A 22,821-nucleotide genomic window follows, 5' to 3' on the forward strand; every position below is an offset into this window, starting at 1 on the left:
TAAAAAAATGGATAACATTTCGGTTGCTGTTAAGGATAATGAACAATTAATCGGCCATATTGTCGAAGTCAATGGGCCTGTTGTCACCATACGGTGCGATAGGTTGCCGCCCTTGCACCAGTCGCTTAATACCTATTCCGATACGGACCGATATATTCTAGAAGTGTTTCAGCATCTTGATCAACATCATGTGAAGGCATTGACCCTTCATCGGGCCACTGGGTTGCAGCGGGGATTCGCCGTGTATGACCAAGGCAACTCACTGCACATTCCAGTCTCTCCCCATTGCCTGGGCCGACTTTTAAATATTTTTGGCGAACCGCTTGATGGGGGTTTGCCGCTACACACTGAGGAATATCGCGATATTTTAGCAAGTCCTGCGCCCATTGAAATGAAGACAGCCCAGGCGACTGTTCTTGAGACGGGAATCAAGGTGATTGATTTGCTTTGCCCCTTCGTCAGGGGCAGTAAGATAGGATTGTTTGGTGGTGCGGGCGTAGGAAAGACCATACTGCTGATGGAATTGATGCATGCCATTATTCAATGGCATCAGGGCATTTCAGTTTTTGCAGGGGTTGGGGAACGCATACGAGAAGGCCATGAGTTGTGGTATGAAATGAACGCAGCAGGTGTGATGGAAAAAACCTTGATGGTCTTTGGTCAAATGGATGAGCCGCCTGGAGTTCGTTTTCGAGCAGGGTTATCGGCATTAACGTATGCGGAGTATTTGCGAGACACCGTGGCACGCGACGTACTGTTTCTAGTCGATAATATTTATCGGTTTGTACAAGCCGGCAGTGAAATTTCAGGCCTTTTAGGCAGGATGCCTGCTAATGTCGGTTATCAGCCTACGTTAATGACAGAGATAGCAGAACTCCAAGAACGCATTACGTCAACGGCTCAAGGTGCTGTGACTTCAGTGCAAGCGGTTTATGTTCCCGCGGATGATATGAGTGATCCCGCAGTGACTGGAATTATTACCCATTTGGATTCCATTGTGGTGCTCTCTCGAGCCCAAGCGGGCAAAGGCATTTATCCCGCAGTGGATGCTTTGGCGTCTAAAAGTAAATTTATGGATAAAATCGTGCTGGGGGAACGCCATTATTCGATTGCAGAAGCGGTACGAGAGCATTTAGCACGTTATGATGAATTAGAGGACATTATCTCCATGATGGGGATTGAAGAGCTTTCCTCTAAAGACCGTGCTATGGTATTAAGAGCACGCAAACTGCAACGCTATCTTACCCAGCCTTTTCATGTGACGAAACAACAAACGGCCATGGAAGGACAGTCGGTGTCATTAGCAGAGACATTAGCCGATTGCGAGGCGTTCATCAATGGTGATTTCGATGAATTATCTGAGGATGAGTGCTATATGATAGGCACCATGAAAAGGAGCTAAAACTAAAAATGGCGTGTTTCGATTTATACTTACAGAGTTCGACACAATGTGAAAAAATGTCTCATGTCGTTAGTTTTGTTGGTGAAGATGCTTCAGGCCTGTTTGGTATTTTAGCCCAGCATACCCAAATGATGACGTGCTTACATTTCGGTTTGGCATGGTTTCGTTACGATAATAATGAGACGGAATATTTGGCTTTGCCAGGAGCAATCCTCTATTTTAAAGACAATCAATTGTTTCTCGCTACGCGACATTATGTTCGCCACAAAGAGTATCAAGCCATACAGCATATCTTAGAGAACGAATTAAAGAGTGAAGCAGACCATCTTATCAGTATCAACGACAGTTTACATCGTTTGGATGAAGAGATGTTACAGCGTCTATGGAATTTAAAACGGCAGAATGCTTATGAAATTTAAAGATCCAAAAAAAGATCTGGCACAACACGTTAAATTGGACGTGAGCAAAATCAACAAAGCAAAAAGGGAAAAATCCACTGTGCTAGCACAAACGATTTATTTAGGCACCTTGGGATTTGTATTTATTTTGCCTATTATTGCAGGGGCCTACCTAGGGGTTTGGTTAGACAGCAAACTGAAGGGTTTTTCTATTAGCTGGACAATCAACTTAATTATTATTGGGGTTATCGTTGGTGCGGTGAATGTGTACCTCCTGATTAAGGAATAGCCATGGGGGAAGAAGGGATTTTAAACGCACTATCCTTTTCGCTAGGCTCAGTGGTCATCACACAAAGTGTGTTAACCACCTGGCTCATTATGATGGCTTTGCTCCTTTTTTTATGGCTTTCATCGCGACACTTATCGCTTCTTCCGGGGAATTGCCAAGTTGTTTTAGAGGGTATTGTGGTCGCAATGCAGGATACGATGAACGAAGTGCTGCCTTTGACCTATGTTGCTTTGGTCTTTCCTTTTATTGCCACGTTATGGATTTTTATCCTTATTTCCAATTTAATTGGCATTATTCCAGGATTCTATTCGCCTACAGCCGATCTATCAGTCACAGCGTCTCTAGCGATAGTGACTTTTTTTTCCGTGCATTGGTTTGGAGTTCGCGCCGAGGGGTGGAAAGCCTACTTAAAGCATTACTTGAAGCCCACGCCCTTTTTATTACCGTTTCACTTAATTAGCGAATTATCGAGAACATTGGCTTTGGCTATCCGCTTGTTTGGTAACGTCATGAGTCTTCAGTTAACGGCACTTATTGTTCTGATGATTGCTGGATTCTTAGCACCGATACCCATTCTCATGCTTCATATTATTGAAGCAGTGATACAAGCTTATATCTTTGGTATGCTGGCTTTAATCTATATTGCCGGGGGTATTCAATCCCACGAGTTGAAGAAACAAGGAGAGTGGTCATGAACAGTATCAGCTGGTTTAGTTTAGCATCAACAGTGATTGCCGCATTGGTGATTGCTATTGGGACTATAGGTCCTGCGATCGCCATGGGGCGTGCCATAAGTCATGCTCTTGATGCGTTAGCAAGGCAGCCAGAGGCTGAAAAATCAATTACCAGAACCTTATTTATCGGCTTAGCCATGATTGAATCATTGGCTATTTATTGCTTGGTGATTGTTTTGATTATTTTATTTAGAAATCCATTATTGTCTTATCTCGTTTCTCAATAAGGACTAAAAATGGAGCTATCGTGGTCAACCTTTTTATTGGAACTCATTAATTTTCTTGTTTTGATTTGGATTTTAAACTATTTTTTTTATGCCCCAATCCAGCAAACCATTGCAAAGCGCAGGCACATGGTCCAAGAACAATTAGAAAACGCGGAACAACGTCACAATGAAGCCCAGCAGTTACAAATAAAATATGAACATCGTCTCGCGGATTGGCAACAAGAGAAAAATACGTTGCAAAAGGAATTCCAACAAGCGATGGAACGATGGAAGTCGGAGGAAACGCTCCATTTTGAAAAAAAGTTAAATAAAGAACAAGAACAATTAAATGCACGTGAAATGAAAAAGGCCAAAGAATATATTGAAAAAAATGCCAAAGAAGCGCTGTTACTGGCCGGAAAATTTACAGAAAAATTGTTAATCCAGTTTGCTGATGAGCACCTTGAACAGAAAATCATTGAAAAAACAATCGAAGACCTTAATCGTTATCCAGAAAAACCATGGCAATTAATGGAGGATGTTTCTGAACAGGATACTCTTGTTGTCCAAAGTGCTTATGCAATCAATAAAAGTCAACAACGCCGCCTAGGTCAGGCCATTGAAAAAATAATGTGTAAAAAACCAACTATAGAATGGGTTGAAAACCCAGCGCTTCTGGCCGGGTTAACACTTCAAATGGGCTCAATCCTTCTACAAGCGAATCTTCGCGATGAATTAAAATTCTTTACCGAGACGAACAATGAACTTACCCGACAACCACTCCATTCTTGAGCATCAACGGCAACGAATTGAGAACTATCACTTTGAAGTAAGGCGTTCTGAAGTGGGGCATGTTGTCTCAGTGGGCGATGGAATTATCTGGATCGCAGGGCTGCCAACAGCAGCTATTGATGAAATTCTTATTTCAGTCGATGGCTGTTGTATCGCTATGGTTTTTCATCTCACCGAACGCCTTGTAGGCGCCATCATGTTGTTGCAAACTAAAAAATTAAAATCCGGGATGCCTATGTTTCATCTGAAGCGTTCATTAAGTATTCCTGTAGGGGATTCGCTTTTGGGGCGAGTGGTTGATCCTTTAGGGCATCCATTAGATGAAGAGGAACCACCACCCTGTGATGAACAAGGATTACTTGACATTTTATCGATCCCTATTATTCACCGTGATTTTGTGACGCGCCCTTTTTATACCGGTAATAAAATGATTGATAATGTCATTCCTCTTGGAAAAGGACAGCGGGAACTCATTATAGGTGATAATGGGTTGGGCAAAAGCGCCTTGGCTATTGATATTGTGATCAATCAAAAAGATAAAAACGTGCGTTGTGTCTATGTGTTAATTGGCCAAAAACGTTCTACGGTTGCCAATACCATCCAATTGCTAAAAGAAACTCAGGCGTTGGAATACACCACGGTGGTTGTGGCACTGGCCACCTCATTACCCGGATTGCTTTATCTCGCCCCTTTCGCAGGATGTGCTGTTGCGGAGCATTGGATGAAGCAAGGCTTTGATACGTTGGTCGTGTACGATGATTTGAGTGCTCATGCCAACTGTTACCGTGAACTGTCGCTTTTACTGCGCAGGCCTCCTGGGCGTGAAGCTTTTCCTGCGGATATCTTCTATTTACATGCTCGCTTATTAGAGCGCTCAACGTGCCTGTCTCCTGAAATGGGAGGGGGCAGTATGACCGCACTTCCTATTATAGAAACAAAACAAGGGGAAATTGCGACCTATATCCCCACAAATCTGATTTCAATCACCGATGGGCAACTCTTTTTTGATGAACATTTATTCTCAGCAGGATTTCTACCGGCAATTGATATCACCAAATCCGTTTCTCGCGTAGGCGGTAAAGCCCAACACCCCAACATAAAAAAAGAGGCGGGTCGAATGAAGTTGGATTACATGCAATTTCTTGACTTGGAACTGTTTACGCGTTTTGGGGCTAAGCTCGATATTAAAATGCAACAACACATTCAAAATGGACGACTGTTAAGAGAAGTATTTAAACAAGAGCGTCTTTCGCCCTTGCCAATTGAATTCCAACTCGCCTGGTTGATTGCCTACAATGAGGGACTCTTTGCCCACTTAAGTTTAGATGACATCCCCAAGGTTCTAAAAAAAATAGAGCAAGAAGTCAAAAAAAGCAGCTTGTCACTGGCCAGTTCTCGCGAGGAATGGAGCAATGCAGTCAAAGGCTGGTTAAATGGGTAGTACCATGCCTGTTTCTCAGGCGCATTGAATTTTAGGAAGAAATTTATGACCAAGCGTAGTCAACTAAACGATCATTTTACGGCCTTAGACGACATTGGTAATATCATGACCGCCATGAAAACTCTTTGTTCTATTGAGCTCAATAAAATCACCAAATTTCTTCCTATGCAGGAACAAGTCATGCAAACCATTAGAGACGCAGGGCGTGATTTTTTTAGTGCTTACCCCATTTCCCCCATGAATACACCAAATGGTAATTCTTCCCTTTATATTCTTATTGGTTCTGAACGAGGTTTTTGTGGTGGTTTTAATGATAGCGTGCTTCACTGGATAGCGGAGAGGGAACAACAAGACCCTGAATTTTTGCCAGTATTCCTTGTCGTAGGGCGTAAATTGGCTTTGAAAATGGCAAACGATTCGCGTGTCATCAAAGCATTAGATGGCGCTAATGCTCTCCAAGAAATTCCTGCGGTGATTTTACATCTGTTGCAGTCTCTTGAGGAAGTAGTATCACAACAGCGTATGGAATGGCACTCTTGGCAGTGGGAGATCCTGTTCAATGAGGAGGAAAAAAATCAAATTGAGGTAAAAACAGTGCGTCCATTCCAAGAGTTTTTTTTAACCAATGACAAGCCATGTTCCGTTCCACCGATTCTCAATTTATCCCATGAGCAATTTTTATCTGAGTTTGCTGAACAGTATTTATTTTCAATGTGTTATTCCATTTTTTATAAATCATTTTATGGTGAAAACCACCAAAGGCTGTTTCATTTGAATCATGCCTTGGATAGCTTAGAGAATAAACGAAGCGCATTAAAAAAATATCTTAATATACTGCGTCAAGAAGAAATTACTGAAGAAATTCAGAACATCATCCGATGTGCGGAAGCGATTATTGGCAATGACATGAAGGAACACCACTTGGACATTGAGTGAGGACCTATCTCTTGCGCCCTCTTTGGTTTCGAAAGGGGGATGATTGGCGAGGACACCCCTTGTAAAATAGTACTAATATCAATAGCATAATATAGGCATAGCTCGGAAATATTACTTTATCGTGGAAAAGAATGATTCGATATCACAACACCAATAAGACAATTCGCCAATGGCAGCCCCTATTGAAAGTGCTGTTGGTTTTGATTTTAATGGGCGCCACCGCATCATCCTATGCCCAGGCATCCGATGAGCATGCCAGTCATCATCAAAGCAGCCAGGGTAATCTCAGTGTCATTCCGAGTGTAACTGGACAAACTCCTGGTAAAGACATGATGGGTGCTATGGGTGAGATGATGAAGCAAATGGGCATGCCGAAACGAAAAGCGCTGTATCCCTCGTTGATGAGTCTGCCCGATATCCCACTGGAAAGGCGCAGTGAAATACAACAATTGGCACAAGAACGGATGCAATCGGGCCTGTCTTTGATGGCGAAAGGGATTGATACGCTTCTTAAAGCATCGGCTAAGACGAATTTTTCTCAGATGCAGGATGCAGTCGCTTCGATACGTGAAGGTCTTTCACAGTATGATAGTGGATTGGCTGCATCTCGTGCGCTTGCCGAGGGAAAGGTGCCACGCCAAGTGGCCTTATTATGGTTCAAACAGGAAATGAATTTACTCCCCACGGCACCTGCCACCCATACACTTTTAGGTGGCCCGCTGTTTCATTTGACGATTATCACGCTGTTTCTTGTCTTCTTTATCCTAATGATTTGGATGTATTTTTTTAAAATGCGAAGGGCATCGGCATTACTTGAGAGTTTGACCAGCAAAGGAGATGTCCTTTCTCCAAGTATTTCAGCCACGAGCTCAATGAGTCCTCCTCCTGCAGCCGCTTCGGAAGTCATTAAAGAGACTCATCAGTCCTCTGGGGAATTAGCAACACCTGCGAAACCACCAAAGTTCCCGGTCATGCGCACGCTAACAATCCCCCTTGATCAGTGGGAGGGGCAATTGCGTGTGTGCCGTATCTTTGATGAAACACCGGGGGTAAAAACCTTTTTGCTCGCATCATTAAAAGAAGTGGCATTGCCTTTTACCTATTTCCCTGGTCAATTCATCACCATCACAGCTACCATTAATGGCACACGGGTGAAGCGAAGCTATACTATCGCCTCAACGCCTACCCAACTTCACTATTGTGCCATCACAGTGAAACGCGAAGAACAAGGTTTGTTCTCACGTTATTTGCATGATGAGGTTAAAGAAGGCGATGTGCTTGAGGTGATGGGGCCCAATGGAAAATTTACTTTTACCGGAGAAGAAGCATCGAGCATTGTCCTTATTTGTGGCGGGGTGGGAATTACCCCAATGATGGGCATTATTCGTTATTTAACGGATATAGGATGGCACGGTGATATTTATTTACTGTACTGCTGCAGAACAACCAGCGATTTTATCTTTCGTGACGAATTAGAGCGGCTGCAAAAAAGGTACCCTAACCTCAATGTCTTTGCCACCATGTTACGCGCATCAGGAACGGTGTGGATGGGTTTAAAGGGCGAGTTCACAACCAGCATCATTTCCTATCTGGTGCCGGATGTCGCCAAGCGTCGCATCCATGTATGTGGTCCTCCGGGCATGATGAATGCGGTGCTGAATAGTTTAAAGGAGCTTAGTGTATCTGAAAAACAGATATATACCGAAGCGTTTGGTACGGCCATGAAGCCACCATTGACCCCGCAACAAATGGAGGCTATTGCACCAGAAAATAAGGCAGTTGTTTTATTTACGCGTTCTCATAAAACAGCCCCAATCTTACCCAACTACACGCTTCTTGAAATCGCCGAGGCCAATGGTGTTTCTATTGATAACTCGTGTCGCACAGGCCAGTGTGGGCTGTGTAAAGTGAAATTACTCACAGGCAAGGTATCCATGGATTGTGATGATGCGCTTTCAGAGGAAGAAAAGCAGCACGGTTTTATCCTGGCATGCCAGGCCAAAACCGATGAGAATATTGAGGTTGATGTGTGATGAATGCACCAGGACGCATGATGGCACTCGGATTGATTCTGCTCATGATGATGACATGGCTGGGATTTACGGTGCATGTGTCTCCTCGTTTTGCAGGAAGCTTGTGGGGTGGCGTCATTGGCATTAGTGGTTCCGTGTTAATGCTCGTGCCCTTATTTTACCTTTTTATTAAACGTATCCCTATTTTAAAACATTGGGTCACCCAGTATGTTTCCATGAACACCTTACTTTCCTGGCATATCTATGCAGGCATTATTGGCCCCATTTTAGTACTGATTCATACCGGACATAAATTTCAAAGTGTGCTGGGTATTGCCCTGACCGGGATGACCTTAATTGTCACGATAAGTGGTTTTGTGGGGCGCTACCTCTTGAGTTTTATAGCCGATGAAGTTCGTGAGAAAAAAGAACTCCTTTCAGGCCTTCAGAATCAGTATCAAAGGGTAGCTCAGGAAATGCAAACGAACCCTGATTTAAAGAAAACCCTAACACGCTTTCATTATATGAGAGCGCGTTTCGCATCTTGGCTATTTAATGAGAACGTATTAACTGGCGAAAACACAGCCCCAGCAAGTCTACGTGCCTTACGTTTGGTTGAAGCCATTGCGGAGCTGGAATACGCCATTCAATTTCATGAACAATTCAAACGCGCCTTTCGGACATGGTTGAAGCTGCATATTGTGATTGCCCTTGTGTTGTATGGTTTGCTTGCCTTGCATGTCTGGTCTGGAATTTACTTTGGGCTAAGGTGGTTTCAATGAAATTGAGTGGAGCCCTATTTGCTGCCCTTGCTGTTTTAATTTCACTGTTTGTTGCAGCCTATTATGCGCCCAGCCATGAACAAGGAGGGCCTACGAATTGGTTTAATCCTGTTGAATGGCAAAGAATGGCAAGTCCCGGAACATTATCTAAAGCGCATTCCTTTCTCAGTCACAATTGCAATGCCTGCCATACGCCTGTCAGAGGAGTGGAAGCCGTAAACTGCATCACCTGCCATGCGAATGATGTTGCTCTTTTACAAAGACAACCCACCTCATTTCATGCCGACATTGGAAGTTGCGTTGAATGTCATTCGGAACATCAAGGCCAAAATAGACGTCCCACCCAAATGGATCATAATGCGTTTGTTGCAATTGAGCTAAAGCAACTTAAAAAAAATGCAGTCAAAAATGAAGAGCAACGATTGATTTTTGAGCAAGTTCAGCACTACTTGGAAATGAATGAATCTCCAAAACAATCACCGCTCATCAATCCGCACGTATCCCCTGCCGAGCGCACCCTGCAATGTACCACGTGTCATCAAAATGAAGACAAACACTTTACTTTATTTGGCAACAATTGTTCTGCCTGCCATGAAACGTCAGATTGGAACATCCCAGAATTCATTCATCCATCCCCTAGGTCAAAGGATTGCTCCCAATGTCATCAAGCGCCACCCAGTCATTACATGGAGCATTTTCGCATGATATCAAGGAAGGTAGCGAGAAAGGAACATGCACAGGTGGATCAATGTTTTATGTGCCATCAAACGACTGCCTGGACGGACATAAAAGGGATTGGATTTTATAAGCACCACTAAATAGGGATACATGATATCTTGAAAGTGAAGAGAAAAATGAATTAAAGAGTCGATGTGACTCAAGAAAGTCAGGAAGTTTTGGGGGATTACCAGCCCAATTACCCTTTTGATATATATCTATTTCAATATGGATATCACAGCCCATGATTACTCCCTTATTATTCATTTAGCATTTAATATTCTGTTTGCAACTTTCTAGACAGCTTCTAAGTTCTAATCTTCCTTATATTTTACCCAATCTGAAAAAGTCTCATCCTCAAATTGATACGTGCCATAATCAATTTTGGTAATTAAATTTTTTTTCTCTAATCTCCTTAATGAATTCTGAATGGTATTTTTATTTACATTCCCCCCTACTCCAAGAGATTCACCAAGTCTTTTTATAGCATATTGGCCATATAAGTCTTTTATTCCATCTGCAATCATTGATAAAACAACCATATCGGTAGGTAATAATGCACTCCACTGTTTATGGAAGTTTTTATCACTAAATACTTTATTTTTGGTATGTTCAATAGCTGATTGTGGCCCTTGCTCTGGATTACTCAAATAATATTCTATAAATCTGCGAAAAAATTCAGGGGTATTTTTAAGTTGTTCAAATGCATTAATACCATCATTTATAGCCAAGGGAAATTTAGAAATGGTATTTACCTTCTCTACCATAGCTTTTACAAAATCTTCACCCAATAATTCAAACGACTCTAATGGTGCCCAATTGTAAAATGGCTCAGATGCAACCCCAAACATACGTCTAAGCGTCGTTTCAGAACTTCCTGCAAATATTACTTTGATACCCTCTTTTCTAACATCTAAAGCAGCTCTTAAAGCATGGGCAAAATGTGAGTTTTCTTCATAAGCTAAAACTTGTGCTTCATCTATAATTAACACCATTTTTATTTTTTTGCGATCATAAGAGTTCATTGCTTCCATTAATAATGTACCTGTGACTCTCTTAGGATCTAATAAATCTGCTTCTACGGATCCTTCACCAATGCCAGGTATTTTTCCAGAAGCTTTAAATTTTTTGAAATTTATTGATTGATTCAATTTATCCCAGATTTTTGTAAATCCTTTAGGCTCTACCATTTTATAAAATTCTGATACTAATGCTGTTGCAGGATCTATCTCTAACTCCCATAAGTTTGTATATACAACAACATAACCAGCTTTTTCTGCTGCGGGGATAAAATCTTTTTTCAAAAACTCGGTTTTTCCCATTCTTCTTCTAGCAAATAATCCTCGAGCAGAAGTTAATCCTAACGCAAATAAATCGAGATATTTTTTTGCCAATGAAGGCCTAGGTTCCGTGAACCAATTTTTTTAATTACTTGAAAAGTAGGCAGTTTTTATAGTGAAATTCGATTGCGATCGTTAACAACACTAATGGAACTGCCTACATGTATAATAATATATCAGAACGAGTCTGGGATACAATTTATTCTTTTCTGCAAGGAGTAAAAGGATTGCACATTAAGAATAATGAGAAGACAAGATGCTTTGTGGAAGGAGTCTGGTATGTATTACGTACAGGCTGTCAATGGCGCCTGCTCCCGCCCTATTACGGACATTGGCGTAAAATTCACAAGCGATATAAAATGTGGTCAGATCGCGGCATTTGGACTGGCTTAATGTCTTCAGTTAGCGATGTTGATGATCAAGCCGTCATGATTGATGCCACCATAGTGCGCGCGCATGCGTGTGCATCTGGTTACGACAAGGAAGGGAATGATGCTCAGGCATTGGGGCGCAGTAAAGGAGGTTTTACCACTAAAATTCACGCTTTGGTGGATGGACTGGGGAATCCGATTAAGTTTATCCTGACCGGGGGACATCGAAACGATATTACTCAAGCAGCAGAGCTATTGAAGGAGCAGCGTGACACGATAGTTCTTGCAGATAAAGGATATGATTCACAGGCACTTGTTGACACACTGGAGAGTCAAGGCTGTATTGCAACCATTCCGTCAAAAAAGAATGCGAAGAACCCAAGAAAAATCGATAAAGAGCAGTACAAAGAGCGGTTTTTAGTTGAAGCTTTTTTCTCCAAAATCAAACACTTTCGGCGTGTTTTTTCTCGTTTTGATAAAACAACGACCGCTTTTTCCGGGTTCTTACATTTGGCCGGAGCGCTTATATGGATGCGCTAGAAAATTGGTTCACGGAACCTAGCATAATGGCAATTATTTTGTATCATAATTATTTTATTAAATAGTAGTAATTTATTTACTACCTATTATATAGGTTACTAACTTATTTACAAGAATAAACTTAGTAAAAGATACTAAATACAATACTACCTTTTACTAAGTTTATTCTTGTAAATAAAACGGAGGGTTATTTCCAACTCAATTATTTCAAGGAGAGCCTAATATTTGTGTATTATGTAAATAATCAACTATTGAGTTAGACCATAAATAATTTTATTTTATATTGCTCATCAACTTTAATGGCAGCAACACTAATTAGTTAATTAATAGCAAAATAATTTCGTACCGTTGATAAATTCCTTATTTTGAAATATAACTTATGTTATTTGGGTGATTTGTGTTTTTATTAATCGTGTAAATACAGGTTTTAGGCAGCTTAAGATACTGTACGATCTTTATAAAACATAAAAAGTGAAAGAAAGCGAAAGCTATAACGGCTATAACTTCTTCTTTCACTATACTAAACACCCATAAGAAGATAAGACACAAGAATTGCTGGAACAGTCCGACCGGACTCTTCTCAAAACCCATATAAGGAATATTGAATGGATAACATTTTTACGGATGCATTAGCACGATTAGATGTTGCCTATCAGTATGCAGAAATTGATCCAGAAGCTATCGAGAGATTGAAGCATCCTCAAGCAATCATTCAAATGTCTTTACCTCTTCGAAAAGATGATGGCAGTTTAGCTATGTATTCCGCCTATCGAGTTCATCATAACAATACTCGTGGCCCAACTAAAGGGGGTATTCGTTTTCATCCTCTCGTTACTCTCGAAGAAATAAAGGCTCTGTCGTTTTGGATGACAATTAAATGCGCAGTAATTGGTATTCCTTTTGGAGGTGCGAAAGGTGGAATTGTAGTTGATCCAAAACAACTTTCCAGATTGGAATTGGAGCGTTTAAGCCGGACTTACTTGGAGCATTTTTCCAGTTTTATTGGACCTAACAAAGACATTATGGCACCCGATGTTTATACAAATGCCATGATTATGGGCTGGATGATGGATGAATATTCTAAACTTAAACAAGAATACAGTCCTGCTGTTATCACCGGGAAACCCATTGCTTTAAGTGGCAGTTATGGACGGGAGGATGCGACTGGTCGTGGTGCTTTTTATTGCATTAATGAATTAGCTAAGAAAAAAAATTGGAAACCCCAAAACATTCGTGTAGCAATTCAAGGATTTGGAAATGCAGGACAGCACATCGCACTCTGTCTATATGAGTCAGGTTATAAAATAGTAGCAGTAAGTGATTCTCAAGGAGGTATCTATCGAGCAAAAGGACTTGATATTCCTACGTTGATTCATAAAAAAAACAGTAGTAAGAATATTCAAGCAGTTTACTGCACTAGATCAGTATGCGAATGTGAACTAGTTGAAGCGAACAAAATTTCAAATGAAGAACTTCTGGAATTGGATGTTGATTTACTTATCCCTGCCGCATTAGAAAACCAAATTACCAAAGATAATGCAGCAAAAATAAAATCACCTGTGATTGTAGAAATTGCCAACGGCCCAACAATGCTAGATGCTGAACCTATTTTAAAAAATAAAAATATTTTAGTAGTACCCGATGTGTTAGCTAATGCGGGAGGGGTTGCTGTCAGTTATTTTGAATGGGTACAGAATAAAACTGGATATTACTGGAGTGGTGAACAAGTACAACAACGGTTACATGATATTATGGTACCTGAGTTTTTAAAAGTGTATCAAATAATGGAAAAGAATAAAATTGATATGCGTACAGCAGCTTATATACACGCCCTAAATCGTTACGGCGAAGCCGTCGTGGCCCAAGGGACACAACAACATTATTTTAGTACGACATGAATCATGCTCAATTGAGGTTCTAAACACAGCAATAATAGGTACTGTTTTTAAACAATATGCTTAACAGCCAATTCATTATGATGGCGAGAGAGTATTTTCATGGATGAAGCCAAGAAAAGTGTTGAGAGCCTTGATATTTGTAGCAAGCCATCGTCTTAAAGACGAAATACTATCAACTCTTGATTTAAGATACTTCATTGGTGTCACTCAGACAAACCACCATTCTGCATCAATTAATACCGTGATTAAGATGCTAATTTAGCCTATTTAGCAGCAAAGCAAAATAAATGGTTCGGTTTGTGTCTATAACCCTAAGCTTTCAATAGAAATAAGGAGGGCAGCAAGAGATAAAACATACACAGACATATCAATGTCTTATGTGCCATCTTTATTTAAGTTTGCAGGTCCAAATTAATTTTTCCCTGCAAACTCCATGCCCAAACAAACCGCACGCCATACCTCTATCCTCAAATTACTGATGGTTTCCCTCCATGCCACTTCCTTCCATGTTCTGCATACCCATACCCATCATTTCCATCTTTTCGCCTGCCTTCATTTCCTTACCGACCTCTGGGGTCACCAAACACTCTATCGTCTTTCCATCCTGTGTTTTAAACATCGCCTTCATGGGGCATCCTTTCATCTGGTTTCCCTGCATGTGGCATCCTTTCATGTGGCTTCCCTGCATGCTATGCATGCTCATCATTTCCATCATGTCACCCGTCTTCATGTCCTTACTGCCCTCTGGAGCCATCAAACACTGTATCGTCTTTCCATCCTGTGTTTTAAACGTCGCCGTCATTTGTTTATTTTCTGTGTCGGCTGCCTGCGCCAATGAACTGATAAGGCCAAATGATAATATGGCCGGAATTAAAAATAATCTAATCTTCATGGTTTTCTCCCTTAAACGATGAATAGTGTCACGATGGCCGATAATGACAGGCCGCTATTCAATTTTAGACAATTTTATTAATTTTTGCTGTTTTTTTATTTGCGCCCTTAAATGTTTCTGACAAATCAAGAGACAGAATCTATACTAAAAGGAATCAATCAGGCTGTTTTTAAGGCAAAATTATGGTGTTCCCAGTCGTAATGATCGTGTTAGGTATTGTCCTTCTTATCAGTGGAGCCTATTTAATCAATAAGTTACTTCAAAAAACAAATCATTATCGCAGGCAGTGGTTCAGTTATCTTGCTTTTATTGCGGTTTTTATTCTCAGTTATTCAGCCAGCATTTTTTACGGTCTATTAGTCGATCCCCACTGTCTTAATAATTTTTATGCCAGCGTGCTTTTATTAGGTGCTACCTATATCTATTCATCTTGTCGTCTTATGACCAATACCATTCAAAAAATGGAGTTGATGGATGATTTTAAAAATCGCTATGAAGTATTACGGCATCACGCAACCTATGATTCGCTGACAGGCTGCAATAATCGAGAGTATCTTTTTGAGATGATGAACACACGATTTCAACAAGTCAAGATGAATGAAGGCTCTGTTATTGTTCTTTTTATTGATATGGACCGATTTAAGACGGTCAACGATCGCTATGGTCATGAGGTAGGTGACACCACGTTACACATGTTTGGTGGACTCCTAAGGCAGCGCTTGCGAAGGGATGATGTAGTGGCTCGTTATGGTGGGGACGAATTTATTGTCTTGATGGAGAACACCTCCATGGATGAGGCAAAAAAGATTGCTGAGAATCTTATTACGGTGACGAAAAAATCTCTAAAAGAAGGTACTCTATCTGAGCTTAATCTGGGTTGCTCCATTGGCATTACCCAGATGAATCACCACTCGGCTTCAGTGAATACCGTGATTAAAGAAGCTGACTTGGCCTGTTATGCAGCAAAACAAAGAAAAATCAATGGTTCGGTTTGTGTCTATAATTCCATGATTACGACAAAAAATAATGCAATCAATTTTAGTGGAAATCAGATTACCCCATAAGGAGTAAAAGCCAACAAAAACCAGTCTCTCAATAACAGTTCATTGACTCTAATGAGTCCCCTTTTTCTTCTTGATGTCATGCCTTGTTTAATCACATTGGATAAGAGATACTGAAAGGATAGAATAACAAAAAAAAGGTATTGATTAATGACACATTTTCTAAAGAAACGCACTCTCCTATTAATGGTTCCGGCAGTCCTTGTTGGTTGTTCTTATAATGCCAAGTTAACTCCTGAAGGCGAAAAAGTAACCATTGTACAGTCAGGAAAGCCTACAAAGAATTGCACTTTTTTAGGTGAGGTCAGAGCCTACGATCGCAATGGGATGAGCCAATCTTATCAATCCCATGAGCATTTGATTAAGGATGAACTCAATATCTTAAGAAACAAGGCAGCGCTTTTAGGAGCAAATACACTTCGGGTAACCGAACATCAGCAAACTTATGAAGGCAATCCCAAAAATGATTTTGTGGCGGATCATGGGATGGCGGGTAAAGCCTACCGCTGTAAGACAAATTAATAATCATTTTGAGTCTTCCCGTTTATGAAACATTATCGTGCTTGGCAGTTTTCCTGTTGGATAGTGCTCCTGTTGTGCTCCTATTCGGCAATAGCAGGGAATGCATTGATCCTTCAGGAAATAACCCAAATTGCTCTAGCAAATAACAAGGATTTAAAAGCGGCTCGTTATAATGTAGCTATTGCAAAGGCCCGATTGATCCAAGCCGGTCTTTGGCCTAATCCAAACCTTAATCTCTCAAACAATGATGATCGCTTGTTTAATGATGAAGGAGAGTATTCGCGCAGTGCTGGTTTTAGTCAAGCATTCCCTATTTCTGGACGTATTGCAAAACAAAAGACTGTCGCACGCCTCGATGTCATGAAAGCCATCGCCGAAATTAGGGAGGCCGAGCGTCAACTCAGTGCCAAAGTGGCGAATGCATTTTATGCCGCGGTGATTACGGAGCGTCGCCTGCAACAATTGAATTATTTATTAAGAATCAACAAAGAATTAGTGAACGTCATCCATAATCGTTATCATGCCGCTGAAATTTCAAAGTTGGATGAGAATGCAGCTCGCATTGAGTATCTGCGCATTGTTCAAGAAAAGCATTTATTACATAGCCTTCGCATCAGTCAAATGGCCACACTGAACCAATTGATGGGCCGAGATGCGAATTCTCCTTTATCTCTTAAGGCTGACCTAAATACAGGGCAAAATTTTCCTGAATTACCTGCGCTAAAAACGTTAGCACTTAATAATCGTCCTGACCGCCAATCCATTGCTCTATCAATTAACCGCGCCATTGCCGATCGCCGCTTGGCAAAAGCGGAGCGCTTTGCTGATTGGACAGTAGGGCTTGGTGTCCAACAAGATAAAATTGTGGTGGAAGAGGGACCACCCCAACCAGCCGATCGCACTTTGGGCATGACGCTTTCTGTTCCACTTCCTCTTTTAAATCAGAATCAGGGACGAATTTTAGAGGCAAGTCGCACGGGAACTCAGGCGATGATGGCGTTACGCGCCTTGAATTTAAGCATTGAAACAGAAATAGCGAGTAACTATGCCCAATTGAAAGCACTTAGGATGAGCCTTAGAGAAACGCAAAGCGTATCTCTTAAAATAGGCGTTGAAAGCGTGAAACTGGCGCGTGACTCTTATGAAAACGGACAAATTTCGCTTTTGAATGTGTTGCAAGTGCAAAAACAACAAAATGATTTGCAAATGACTTATCTCACGACTTTAGAAAAGTATTTACAAGTGTATGTGGCTTTATGTACGGCCATTGGCCCTGGCCACACACAAGGATTTTGTCCTTACTTAGCTTATCAAAGGAATGGTTATGATGATGGCATTACAACAGCGAATTAGAGCAATTTTACTCACCAGTGTTTTTCTTGGTCTCCTCATCCATGCTCAGGGAGTGTTTGCCCATGGAGAAGAAATCGAAGTGAGTGAAGGAGGAGCCAAAGGTCCTGTGCATTTGACACCCCAACAAACCAAAATGCTCGAAATCAAAGTCGCAAAAGCAACCAATCGTCCCATGGCGCAAATGCTTGGTTTGAATGGCCAAATTCAACTCTTACCCGATGCGCAGGCGGATGTCAGTATTCGGATTAGTGGGAGCGTGACGGCCATTGATGTGAATTTAGGCGATGGTGTCAAGACAGGACAACGCTTAGCTACTGTGCAATCAAGACTAGTGGGTAATCCCCCACCCAGTGTGGCGGTCACAGCCCCCATTGCCGGCATCATTGATGCGAGAAACATCAATTTAGGTCAAGCCGTTGAACCGAATACGGTTCTTTTTCACATCAGCAACCGCGATAAACTGTTAGTCATTGCCCAGGTTTATGAAGAAGATTTAGGCAAGGTTAAGGTAGGACAGGAAGTCAATATTCATGCGTTGAGTTACCCAAAGCTGGTTTTTCCAGGCAAAGTCACTTTAATTGAACCCAATCTTGACCCGTTAACTCGCACAGTGAACCTGCGAATTACTTTGAATAATGAGAAAGAACTACTCAAACCGGGCATGTTTGTTCGTGCCAATGTCATTTTAGCTCATAATGAAGCGGCACTTGCGGTGCCTAATACCGCCCTTTTACAGGCGGATAATGAGCAATTCGTTTTTGTGCAAAATGGGGATGAGTATGAACGAGTGGACGTTAAAGTAGGTGCAGTAGACGATGACTACTCAGAGATTACAGACGGCTTAGTGCCTGGCGACCTCGTTGTGACTCAAGGCAATCGCGAACTTTATACACTATGGCTCACTGGGGGCAGTAAACCGCAGTCAGGCCAAGAGGAGCATCATTAAATGTTTACGCGATTAATTGCCTGGTCTTTACATAATCGCCCTTTGATTTTGGCGTTAACGATTATCCTTTGCTTACTGGGTGGCTATACCTTAAAACAAATGCCCGTGGATGTTTTTCCTGAATTTGCTCCACCACAAGTGGTGGTACAAACCCAAGCGCCTGGTATGGCCACCCAAGATGTGGAAACTTTGGTGACCTATCCCTTAGAAAGTGCCATCAATGGAACGCCAGGAGTAGCCAGTGTTCGCTCAAAAACCTCCGTCGGACTATCGACGATTACTGTGGTATTTGATGATAAAACGGATATCTATCGCAATCGCCAATTGGTTAATGAACGGATTCAACAAGTAATAAACCGTCTTCCTCCAGGTGTCTCGTCACCAGTGATATTGCCCGTCACCTCGGCAGTGGGGTGGCTACTTAAATATGCGCTTATTAGTCGAACTGCAAGCCCTGAAACATTACGTACACTTTCAGACTGGACCATCCGTCCGCGCCTTTTGGCTCTTGGTGGCGTCGCTTCCGTGGTGTCTCTAGGTGGGGAAGTGAAGCAATATCAGGTACGACTTGACCCTAAGCGCATGCTGGCCTATGGCATCACGGTTGAAGAAGTGCGCCAAGCGTTAGCGACAGGAAATCAAAACGTGCCTGGTGCTTTTGTTCATCAGGCAGGTACTGAATTCGTTGTGAGCACCATTGGGCGTATTAAGACGCTGGAAGACATTAAAAAAACACTCATTGTGGTTCGTAATGGAGTACCCATCACCATTAACAACGTAGCCACTGTCGCTTTTGGTGGTGAAATCAAACGAGGGGATGGGGCTTATAATGCAGAAAACGCGGTCATTGGTACCGTTTCTAAAATCTTCGGTGCCGATACGGTAACCACGACTCAGAAAGTGGAACACGCTTTAGCCGATATCAAAAAATCTTTGCCAGCGGGTGTTGAGTTAATCACCGATGTGTTTCGTCAAGCCAATTTCATTGAATCAGCCATTCACAATTTGACCAAAGCCCTTATTGAAGGGGGCATCATTGTGATTGCTATATTGTTTCTCTTTTTAATGAACTGGCGAGCTTCCTTCATTACCTTTCTCTCCATGCCGGTTTCTTTTATTGTGGGTATTCTAGTACTTCACTATTTTGGTTTTGGCATTAACTCTATGACGTTAGGAGGGATGGCAATTGCTATTGGTGAGGTAGTGGACGATGGTATTATCACAGTTGAAAATGTAGTACATCGACTAAGACTTAATCGATTGGCCAAAAAACCTCTACCCGCCATTGAAATTGTTTTTGATGCGGTTTTGGAAATTAGAAGTTCAGTGGTCTATGCGACCATTATTATTAGCTTGGTGTTTTTGCCTATTTTCTTTTTGTCAGGTATTCCTGAGCGAATTTTTAGCCCTTTAGCGATTGCTTATATCGCCTCAGTATTAGGTTCTCTTGTGGTCTCTATTACTATGGTGCCAGCTCTTTGTTATCTTCTTTTAGTACGAAAAACGGAAAAACAGCAGGATACTAAAGTAGTGATGCATGCTTTATCGCAAGAAGAACGTTATCATTTGACGGAAGAAGAAGCGGCCCAACACGCTCAAGCGGAAACTCGTTTTGTGATTTGGTTAAAAAAACATTTTTTAACTGGGTTAAATTGGTCTCTGGCCCATTGTAAAACAGTCGTGGCCATGGCAATCGGTGCCTTTCTTTTCGCCTTGGCCTTGCTTCCTTTTTTTGGGACTTCGTTCTTACCTGAATTTCATGAGGGTAATTTTATTATTGTGATGAGCACGTTGCCTGGAACTTCTTTGGATGAGTCCATGCGATTAGGTAAACAGGTCAGTAAAACTTTGCTGAAGTATCCGCAAGTTATCTCCATTGCCCAACGGGCAGGACGCAGTGAATTGGATGAAGACGCACTACCACCTAATGTTAGTGAGTTTGATGTGCGCTTAAATTTTGACAAAGACAAAACCATGTCTCCGGATGAGTTGTTGCAACGCATTCGCGCAGATCTAGCGAACATCCCAGGAGCACTGTTTAACGTAGGGCAATTTATTGCCCATCGCATGGATGAGGTGCTATCAGGCGTCAGAGCACAAGTGGCGGTGAAGCTCTTTGGTGATAATCTTGCGACCCTTAACGAACTAGGCCAGTCCGTCGAAGCCATTTTGAAAACCATTCCAGGAATAGTGGATATTAACAAAGAGCAGCAAATCAATGTACCACAGTTGATCATCAACATTGACCGAGAGAAAGCGGCTCGTTATGGGGTTAATGTCGGGCAAATTTCTGAGGATGTGCAAGTTCTTCTCAATGGTGTAACAGTATCAAGTATTCTCGAAGGCCAGCGAACGTTCGATTTGTATTTGCGCATGAATGAAACAGGGCGAGACAGCATTAAAGCCATTCAAAACATGCTCATTGATGCCCATGGAGTGACAAATCAGGAAACCAAAATTCCTTTGCGTGCTGTGGCTGATATTCGCTTAGAGCCTCAGCCTTTTGCGATTAACCGCGAAAACGTCCAGCGCGTCTTAGTGATTGCCTTTAATGTGCAAGAGAGGGATTTAGGTAGTGTGATTCAAGAAGTGCAACAACGAGTTAAGGAAAAGGTCACCCTACCGAGCGGTTATTTTATTCAATATGGTGGTCAATTTGAAAGTCAACAACAAGCCTCACGCGTAATTATTGTGTTTGGTGGGCTTGCTATTTTCATTATGTTGATTCTGCTTCATAAGGCCTTTGGCACGTTCCGTGAAGCACTGCTCGTGATGTTCAACTTACCACTGGCTTTGATTGGTGGAGTGGTTTCTTTGTATCTTGCCAGTGGTGACATGAGTGTCGCGGCCATGATTGGTTTTATCACCTTATTTGGAATTGCGGCACGTAATGGGATTATTTTAGTGAGTCACTACAATCAATTGCGCATCCAAGGACAAAGCCGTGAACAAGTGGTCATTCAGGGCACCCTTGACCGCTTGGTGCCCGTGTTAATGACAGCAGCAACGGCCGCTCTTGGCTTAATCCCTCTGTTGTGGGGTTCTCCTGCTGGGAAGGAGCTTGAGCGTCCTTTGGCCCAAGTATTGCTAGGAGGATTATTTACCTCAACGTTTTTAAATATGTTTGTAGTACCAACAGTTTATAATGCCATCGAAGCATGGCGTGAGCAGCATTTGTATTTAAAGGAAAACCAAAACCCTCAAGGAGAGTCATGATGAGTCGAATAATGGAATGTATTAATAAGAAAGCAGTGGATTTATTTTCTTTGCTGGTGGTTTTATTGGCTTTATTATCCCCTTTGCATGCCGCAACCAACCCTGATGAGCAGGCTCAATCCATCCCAACCACCATTCCGGCCATTTGGGAGGCAATAGATGAACGCACGACAGCAATTAATAAAGCACTTGCCAACAATCAGTTGGATACCATTCATCAGCATGCGTTTGCGATTCGGGACTTAGTCAAAGCACTACCTGGTTTAAGTAAAAACTTGTCCGAAGAACAATTAAAAAATCTTCAGCAAAACGTGGGATACACTGAGCAATTGGCAAAGCGTCTTGATAAAACCGGTGACGCTAACGATAAAGAAGGCACGAAGGTAAACTGGCAAAAATTGCAAAAGGTGCTTGAACAAATTCGCGCCACTTATTCCCTTTCAGGTGCTTCGACTACTCCTTGATTCAGTAGTCAGGCTGTATGATGATGAGATGTGTCTTTTGGCTTTCAGTTGGCATGCTAGGCTATTTGCTTAGACACTGATTCGTTAGAAATCAAAAAAGAAGAGTTCAGCTGGAATGATCTAGCCGTTCTACTCATCCCAAACCTCAAGATCGGCTACTTAATAGCTGCCTTGAGGTCCTCTGCCATGGGACTCACCATTGCCTAAATGGACATAAAAAATATAATTAGTCGAGTAGCCTCTCGACTAATTACCTCACACTTTTTTATGCGCTCCATGAGCATGTACTTTTAGGTTACTTGCATCAATCATAAGTCATTCATAATCAGACTCGTTAACTAAAATCTCAAGCAAGCGTTCCCATAGCCCTTTACCATGCCAACGACAGAAACGTCTTTGAGAGCTTTTCCAATCACCATAATCAGGTGGCAGATCGCTACATCCATGCTATTAAAATGCACACAAGGTTAACACGTAATCATCGTGTAACGAACCATCCAGTTAAAACG

The 22,821-nt window shown here is 41.8% G+C and carries 21 protein-coding genes and 1 pseudogene; 19 read left to right on the forward strand and 3 right to left on the reverse strand.

Annotated elements, in window-relative coordinates:
- Nucleotides 1–7: 7 nt before the first annotated feature.
- From atpD to Lbru_RS08945, 11 genes are all read left to right on the forward strand, one after another.
- Entirely contained in the window at nt 8–1,402 is a 1,395-nt protein-coding gene (atpD, locus tag Lbru_RS08895) for a F0F1 ATP synthase subunit beta (protein ID WP_029489109.1), read from the forward strand.
- A gap of 8 nt (nt 1,403–1,410) precedes the next feature.
- A complete protein-coding gene (locus tag Lbru_RS08900; RefSeq protein ID WP_010652843.1) occupies nt 1,411–1,821 on the forward strand; it encodes a F0F1 ATP synthase subunit delta/epsilon in 411 nt (136 codons plus the stop codon).
- Nucleotides 1,811–2,089 carry an AtpZ/AtpI family protein gene (locus Lbru_RS08905; protein WP_010652842.1) on the forward strand — a complete coding sequence of 93 codons (279 nt, stop codon included), beginning with the start codon at nt 1,811–1,813 and terminating at the stop codon, nt 2,087–2,089. The genes Lbru_RS08900 and Lbru_RS08905 overlap by 11 nt, the downstream gene beginning before the upstream one ends.
- A 2-nt stretch (nt 2,090–2,091) precedes the next feature.
- The gene (locus Lbru_RS08910; protein ID WP_010652841.1) at nt 2,092–2,784 is read left to right on the forward strand and encodes a F0F1 ATP synthase subunit A; all 693 of its coding nucleotides are present in this window, start codon (nt 2,092–2,094) and stop codon (nt 2,782–2,784) included.
- Nucleotides 2,781–3,050, forward strand: a complete 270-nt coding sequence (locus Lbru_RS08915) for a F0F1 ATP synthase subunit C (RefSeq protein WP_010652840.1) — start codon at nt 2,781–2,783, stop codon at nt 3,048–3,050. The genes Lbru_RS08910 and Lbru_RS08915 overlap by 4 nt, the downstream gene beginning before the upstream one ends.
- A 9-nt stretch (nt 3,051–3,059) precedes the next feature.
- Nucleotides 3,060–3,821, forward strand: coding sequence for a F0F1 ATP synthase subunit delta (locus Lbru_RS08920; protein WP_010652839.1), 762 nt, complete (start codon nt 3,060–3,062; stop codon nt 3,819–3,821).
- On the forward strand, nt 3,790–5,262 hold the full coding sequence (locus Lbru_RS08925) for a F0F1 ATP synthase subunit alpha (RefSeq protein ID WP_029489108.1): 1,473 nt from the start codon (nt 3,790–3,792) through the stop codon (nt 5,260–5,262). Before Lbru_RS08920 ends, Lbru_RS08925 begins: the two co-directional genes overlap by 32 nt.
- 45 nt (nt 5,263–5,307) lie before the next feature.
- Complete coding sequence (locus Lbru_RS08930; protein ID WP_010652837.1) at nt 5,308–6,198, forward strand: F0F1 ATP synthase subunit gamma; 891 nt, start codon at nt 5,308–5,310, stop codon at nt 6,196–6,198.
- A 131-nt stretch (nt 6,199–6,329) separates the two neighbouring features.
- On the forward strand, nt 6,330–8,231 hold the full coding sequence (locus Lbru_RS08935; protein ID WP_010652836.1) for a 2Fe-2S iron-sulfur cluster-binding protein: 1,902 nt from the start codon (nt 6,330–6,332) through the stop codon (nt 8,229–8,231).
- A 44-nt stretch (nt 8,232–8,275) separates the two neighbouring features.
- Complete coding sequence (locus Lbru_RS08940; protein WP_238583863.1) at nt 8,276–8,992, forward strand: hypothetical protein; 717 nt, start codon at nt 8,276–8,278, stop codon at nt 8,990–8,992.
- Nucleotides 8,989–9,810, forward strand: coding sequence for a multiheme c-type cytochrome (locus Lbru_RS08945; RefSeq protein ID WP_010652834.1), 822 nt, complete (start codon nt 8,989–8,991; stop codon nt 9,808–9,810). The genes Lbru_RS08940 and Lbru_RS08945 overlap by 4 nt, the downstream gene beginning before the upstream one ends.
- 213 nt (nt 9,811–10,023) lie before the next feature.
- Here the strand turns inward: Lbru_RS08945 and Lbru_RS08950 are convergent, their stop codons facing one another.
- A complete protein-coding gene (locus Lbru_RS08950; protein ID WP_058441824.1) occupies nt 10,024–11,103 on the reverse strand; it encodes an ATP-binding protein in 1,080 nt (359 codons plus the stop codon).
- Nucleotides 11,104–11,210: 107 nt separating this feature from the next.
- On the opposite strand from Lbru_RS08950, the gene Lbru_RS08955 reads away from it, so the two are divergent.
- Together Lbru_RS08955 and Lbru_RS08960 are read left to right on the forward strand one after the other, a co-directional pair.
- Entirely contained in the window at nt 11,211–11,960 is a 750-nt protein-coding gene (locus tag Lbru_RS08955; protein ID WP_058441825.1) for an IS5 family transposase, read from the forward strand.
- A 605-nt stretch (nt 11,961–12,565) separates the two neighbouring features.
- Nucleotides 12,566–13,858 carry a Glu/Leu/Phe/Val family dehydrogenase gene (locus tag Lbru_RS08960; RefSeq protein ID WP_010652832.1) on the forward strand — a complete coding sequence of 431 codons (1,293 nt, stop codon included), beginning with the start codon at nt 12,566–12,568 and terminating at the stop codon, nt 13,856–13,858.
- 472 nt (nt 13,859–14,330) lie between these two features.
- Here the strand turns inward: Lbru_RS08960 and Lbru_RS08965 are convergent, their stop codons facing one another.
- Complete coding sequence (locus tag Lbru_RS08965; protein WP_010652831.1) at nt 14,331–14,750, reverse strand: hypothetical protein; 420 nt, start codon at nt 14,748–14,750, stop codon at nt 14,331–14,333.
- A gap of 182 nt (nt 14,751–14,932) precedes the next feature.
- Between Lbru_RS08965 and Lbru_RS08970 the strand changes: the two genes are divergently transcribed.
- From Lbru_RS08970 to Lbru_RS08995, 6 genes are all read left to right on the forward strand, one after another.
- Nucleotides 14,933–15,814, forward strand: coding sequence for a GGDEF domain-containing protein (locus Lbru_RS08970; RefSeq protein WP_029489106.1), 882 nt, complete (start codon nt 14,933–14,935; stop codon nt 15,812–15,814).
- A gap of 147 nt (nt 15,815–15,961) precedes the next feature.
- Entirely contained in the window at nt 15,962–16,333 is a 372-nt protein-coding gene (locus Lbru_RS08975; RefSeq protein ID WP_058441826.1) for a DUF4156 domain-containing protein, read from the forward strand.
- 24 nt (nt 16,334–16,357) lie between these two features.
- A complete protein-coding gene (locus Lbru_RS08980; protein ID WP_010652828.1) occupies nt 16,358–17,686 on the forward strand; it encodes a TolC family protein in 1,329 nt (442 codons plus the stop codon).
- Nucleotides 17,664–18,632, forward strand: coding sequence for an efflux RND transporter periplasmic adaptor subunit (locus Lbru_RS08985; RefSeq protein ID WP_058442212.1), 969 nt, complete (start codon nt 17,664–17,666; stop codon nt 18,630–18,632). The genes Lbru_RS08980 and Lbru_RS08985 overlap by 23 nt, the downstream gene beginning before the upstream one ends.
- A complete protein-coding gene (locus Lbru_RS08990) occupies nt 18,633–21,848 on the forward strand; it encodes an efflux RND transporter permease subunit (RefSeq protein WP_058441827.1) in 3,216 nt (1,071 codons plus the stop codon).
- Entirely contained in the window at nt 21,848–22,312 is a 465-nt protein-coding gene (locus Lbru_RS08995; RefSeq protein ID WP_083500881.1) for a transporter, read from the forward strand. The genes Lbru_RS08990 and Lbru_RS08995 overlap by 1 nt, the downstream gene beginning before the upstream one ends.
- Before the next feature lie 318 nt (nt 22,313–22,630).
- On the opposite strand, the pseudogene Lbru_RS17800 reads toward Lbru_RS08995, so the two are convergent.
- A pseudogene (locus tag Lbru_RS17800) lies at nt 22,631–22,747 on the reverse strand (IS5/IS1182 family transposase); the annotation flags it as partial.
- Between the last annotated feature and the right edge of the window lie 74 nt (nt 22,748–22,821).

This window comes from Legionella brunensis (genome assembly GCF_001467025.1).
Lineage (GTDB): Bacteria > Pseudomonadota > Gammaproteobacteria > Legionellales > Legionellaceae > Tatlockia > Tatlockia brunensis.

Bases quoted from the DNA above. Each gene is read 5' to 3' on its own strand.
- Lbru_RS08945 (WP_010652834.1), top strand. From the start codon at position 8,989: ATGAAATTGAGTGGAGCCCTATTTGCTGCCCTTGCTGTTTTAATTTCA.
- Lbru_RS08905 (WP_010652842.1), top strand. From the start codon at position 1,811: ATGAAATTTAAAGATCCAAAAAAAGATCTGGCACAACACGTTAAATTG.
- Lbru_RS08935 (WP_010652836.1), top strand. From the start codon at position 6,330: ATGATTCGATATCACAACACCAATAAGACAATTCGCCAATGGCAGCCC.
- Lbru_RS08975 (WP_058441826.1), top strand. From the start codon at position 15,962: ATGACACATTTTCTAAAGAAACGCACTCTCCTATTAATGGTTCCGGCA.
- Lbru_RS08955 (WP_058441825.1), top strand. From the start codon at position 11,211: ATGTATAATAATATATCAGAACGAGTCTGGGATACAATTTATTCTTTT.
- Lbru_RS08925 (WP_029489108.1), top strand. From the start codon at position 3,790: ATGAACTTACCCGACAACCACTCCATTCTTGAGCATCAACGGCAACGA.
- Lbru_RS08915 (WP_010652840.1), top strand. From the start codon at position 2,781: ATGAACAGTATCAGCTGGTTTAGTTTAGCATCAACAGTGATTGCCGCA.
- Lbru_RS08960 (WP_010652832.1), top strand. From the start codon at position 12,566: ATGGATAACATTTTTACGGATGCATTAGCACGATTAGATGTTGCCTAT.
- Lbru_RS08940 (WP_238583863.1), top strand. From the start codon at position 8,276: ATGATGATGACATGGCTGGGATTTACGGTGCATGTGTCTCCTCGTTTT.
- Lbru_RS08970 (WP_029489106.1), top strand. From the start codon at position 14,933: ATGGTGTTCCCAGTCGTAATGATCGTGTTAGGTATTGTCCTTCTTATC.
- Lbru_RS08920 (WP_010652839.1), top strand. From the start codon at position 3,060: ATGGAGCTATCGTGGTCAACCTTTTTATTGGAACTCATTAATTTTCTT.
- Lbru_RS08995 (WP_083500881.1), top strand. From the start codon at position 21,848: ATGAGTCGAATAATGGAATGTATTAATAAGAAAGCAGTGGATTTATTT.
- Lbru_RS08900 (WP_010652843.1), top strand. From the start codon at position 1,411: ATGGCGTGTTTCGATTTATACTTACAGAGTTCGACACAATGTGAAAAA.
- atpD (WP_029489109.1), top strand. From the start codon at position 8: ATGGATAACATTTCGGTTGCTGTTAAGGATAATGAACAATTAATCGGC.
- Lbru_RS08930 (WP_010652837.1), top strand. From the start codon at position 5,308: ATGACCAAGCGTAGTCAACTAAACGATCATTTTACGGCCTTAGACGAC.
- Lbru_RS08990 (WP_058441827.1), top strand. From the start codon at position 18,633: ATGTTTACGCGATTAATTGCCTGGTCTTTACATAATCGCCCTTTGATT.
- Lbru_RS08985 (WP_058442212.1), top strand. From the start codon at position 17,664: ATGGCATTACAACAGCGAATTAGAGCAATTTTACTCACCAGTGTTTTT.
- Lbru_RS08910 (WP_010652841.1), top strand. From the start codon at position 2,092: ATGGGGGAAGAAGGGATTTTAAACGCACTATCCTTTTCGCTAGGCTCA.
- Lbru_RS08965 (WP_010652831.1), bottom strand. From the start codon at position 14,750: ATGAAGATTAGATTATTTTTAATTCCGGCCATATTATCATTTGGCCTT.
- Lbru_RS08980 (WP_010652828.1), top strand. From the start codon at position 16,358: ATGAAACATTATCGTGCTTGGCAGTTTTCCTGTTGGATAGTGCTCCTG.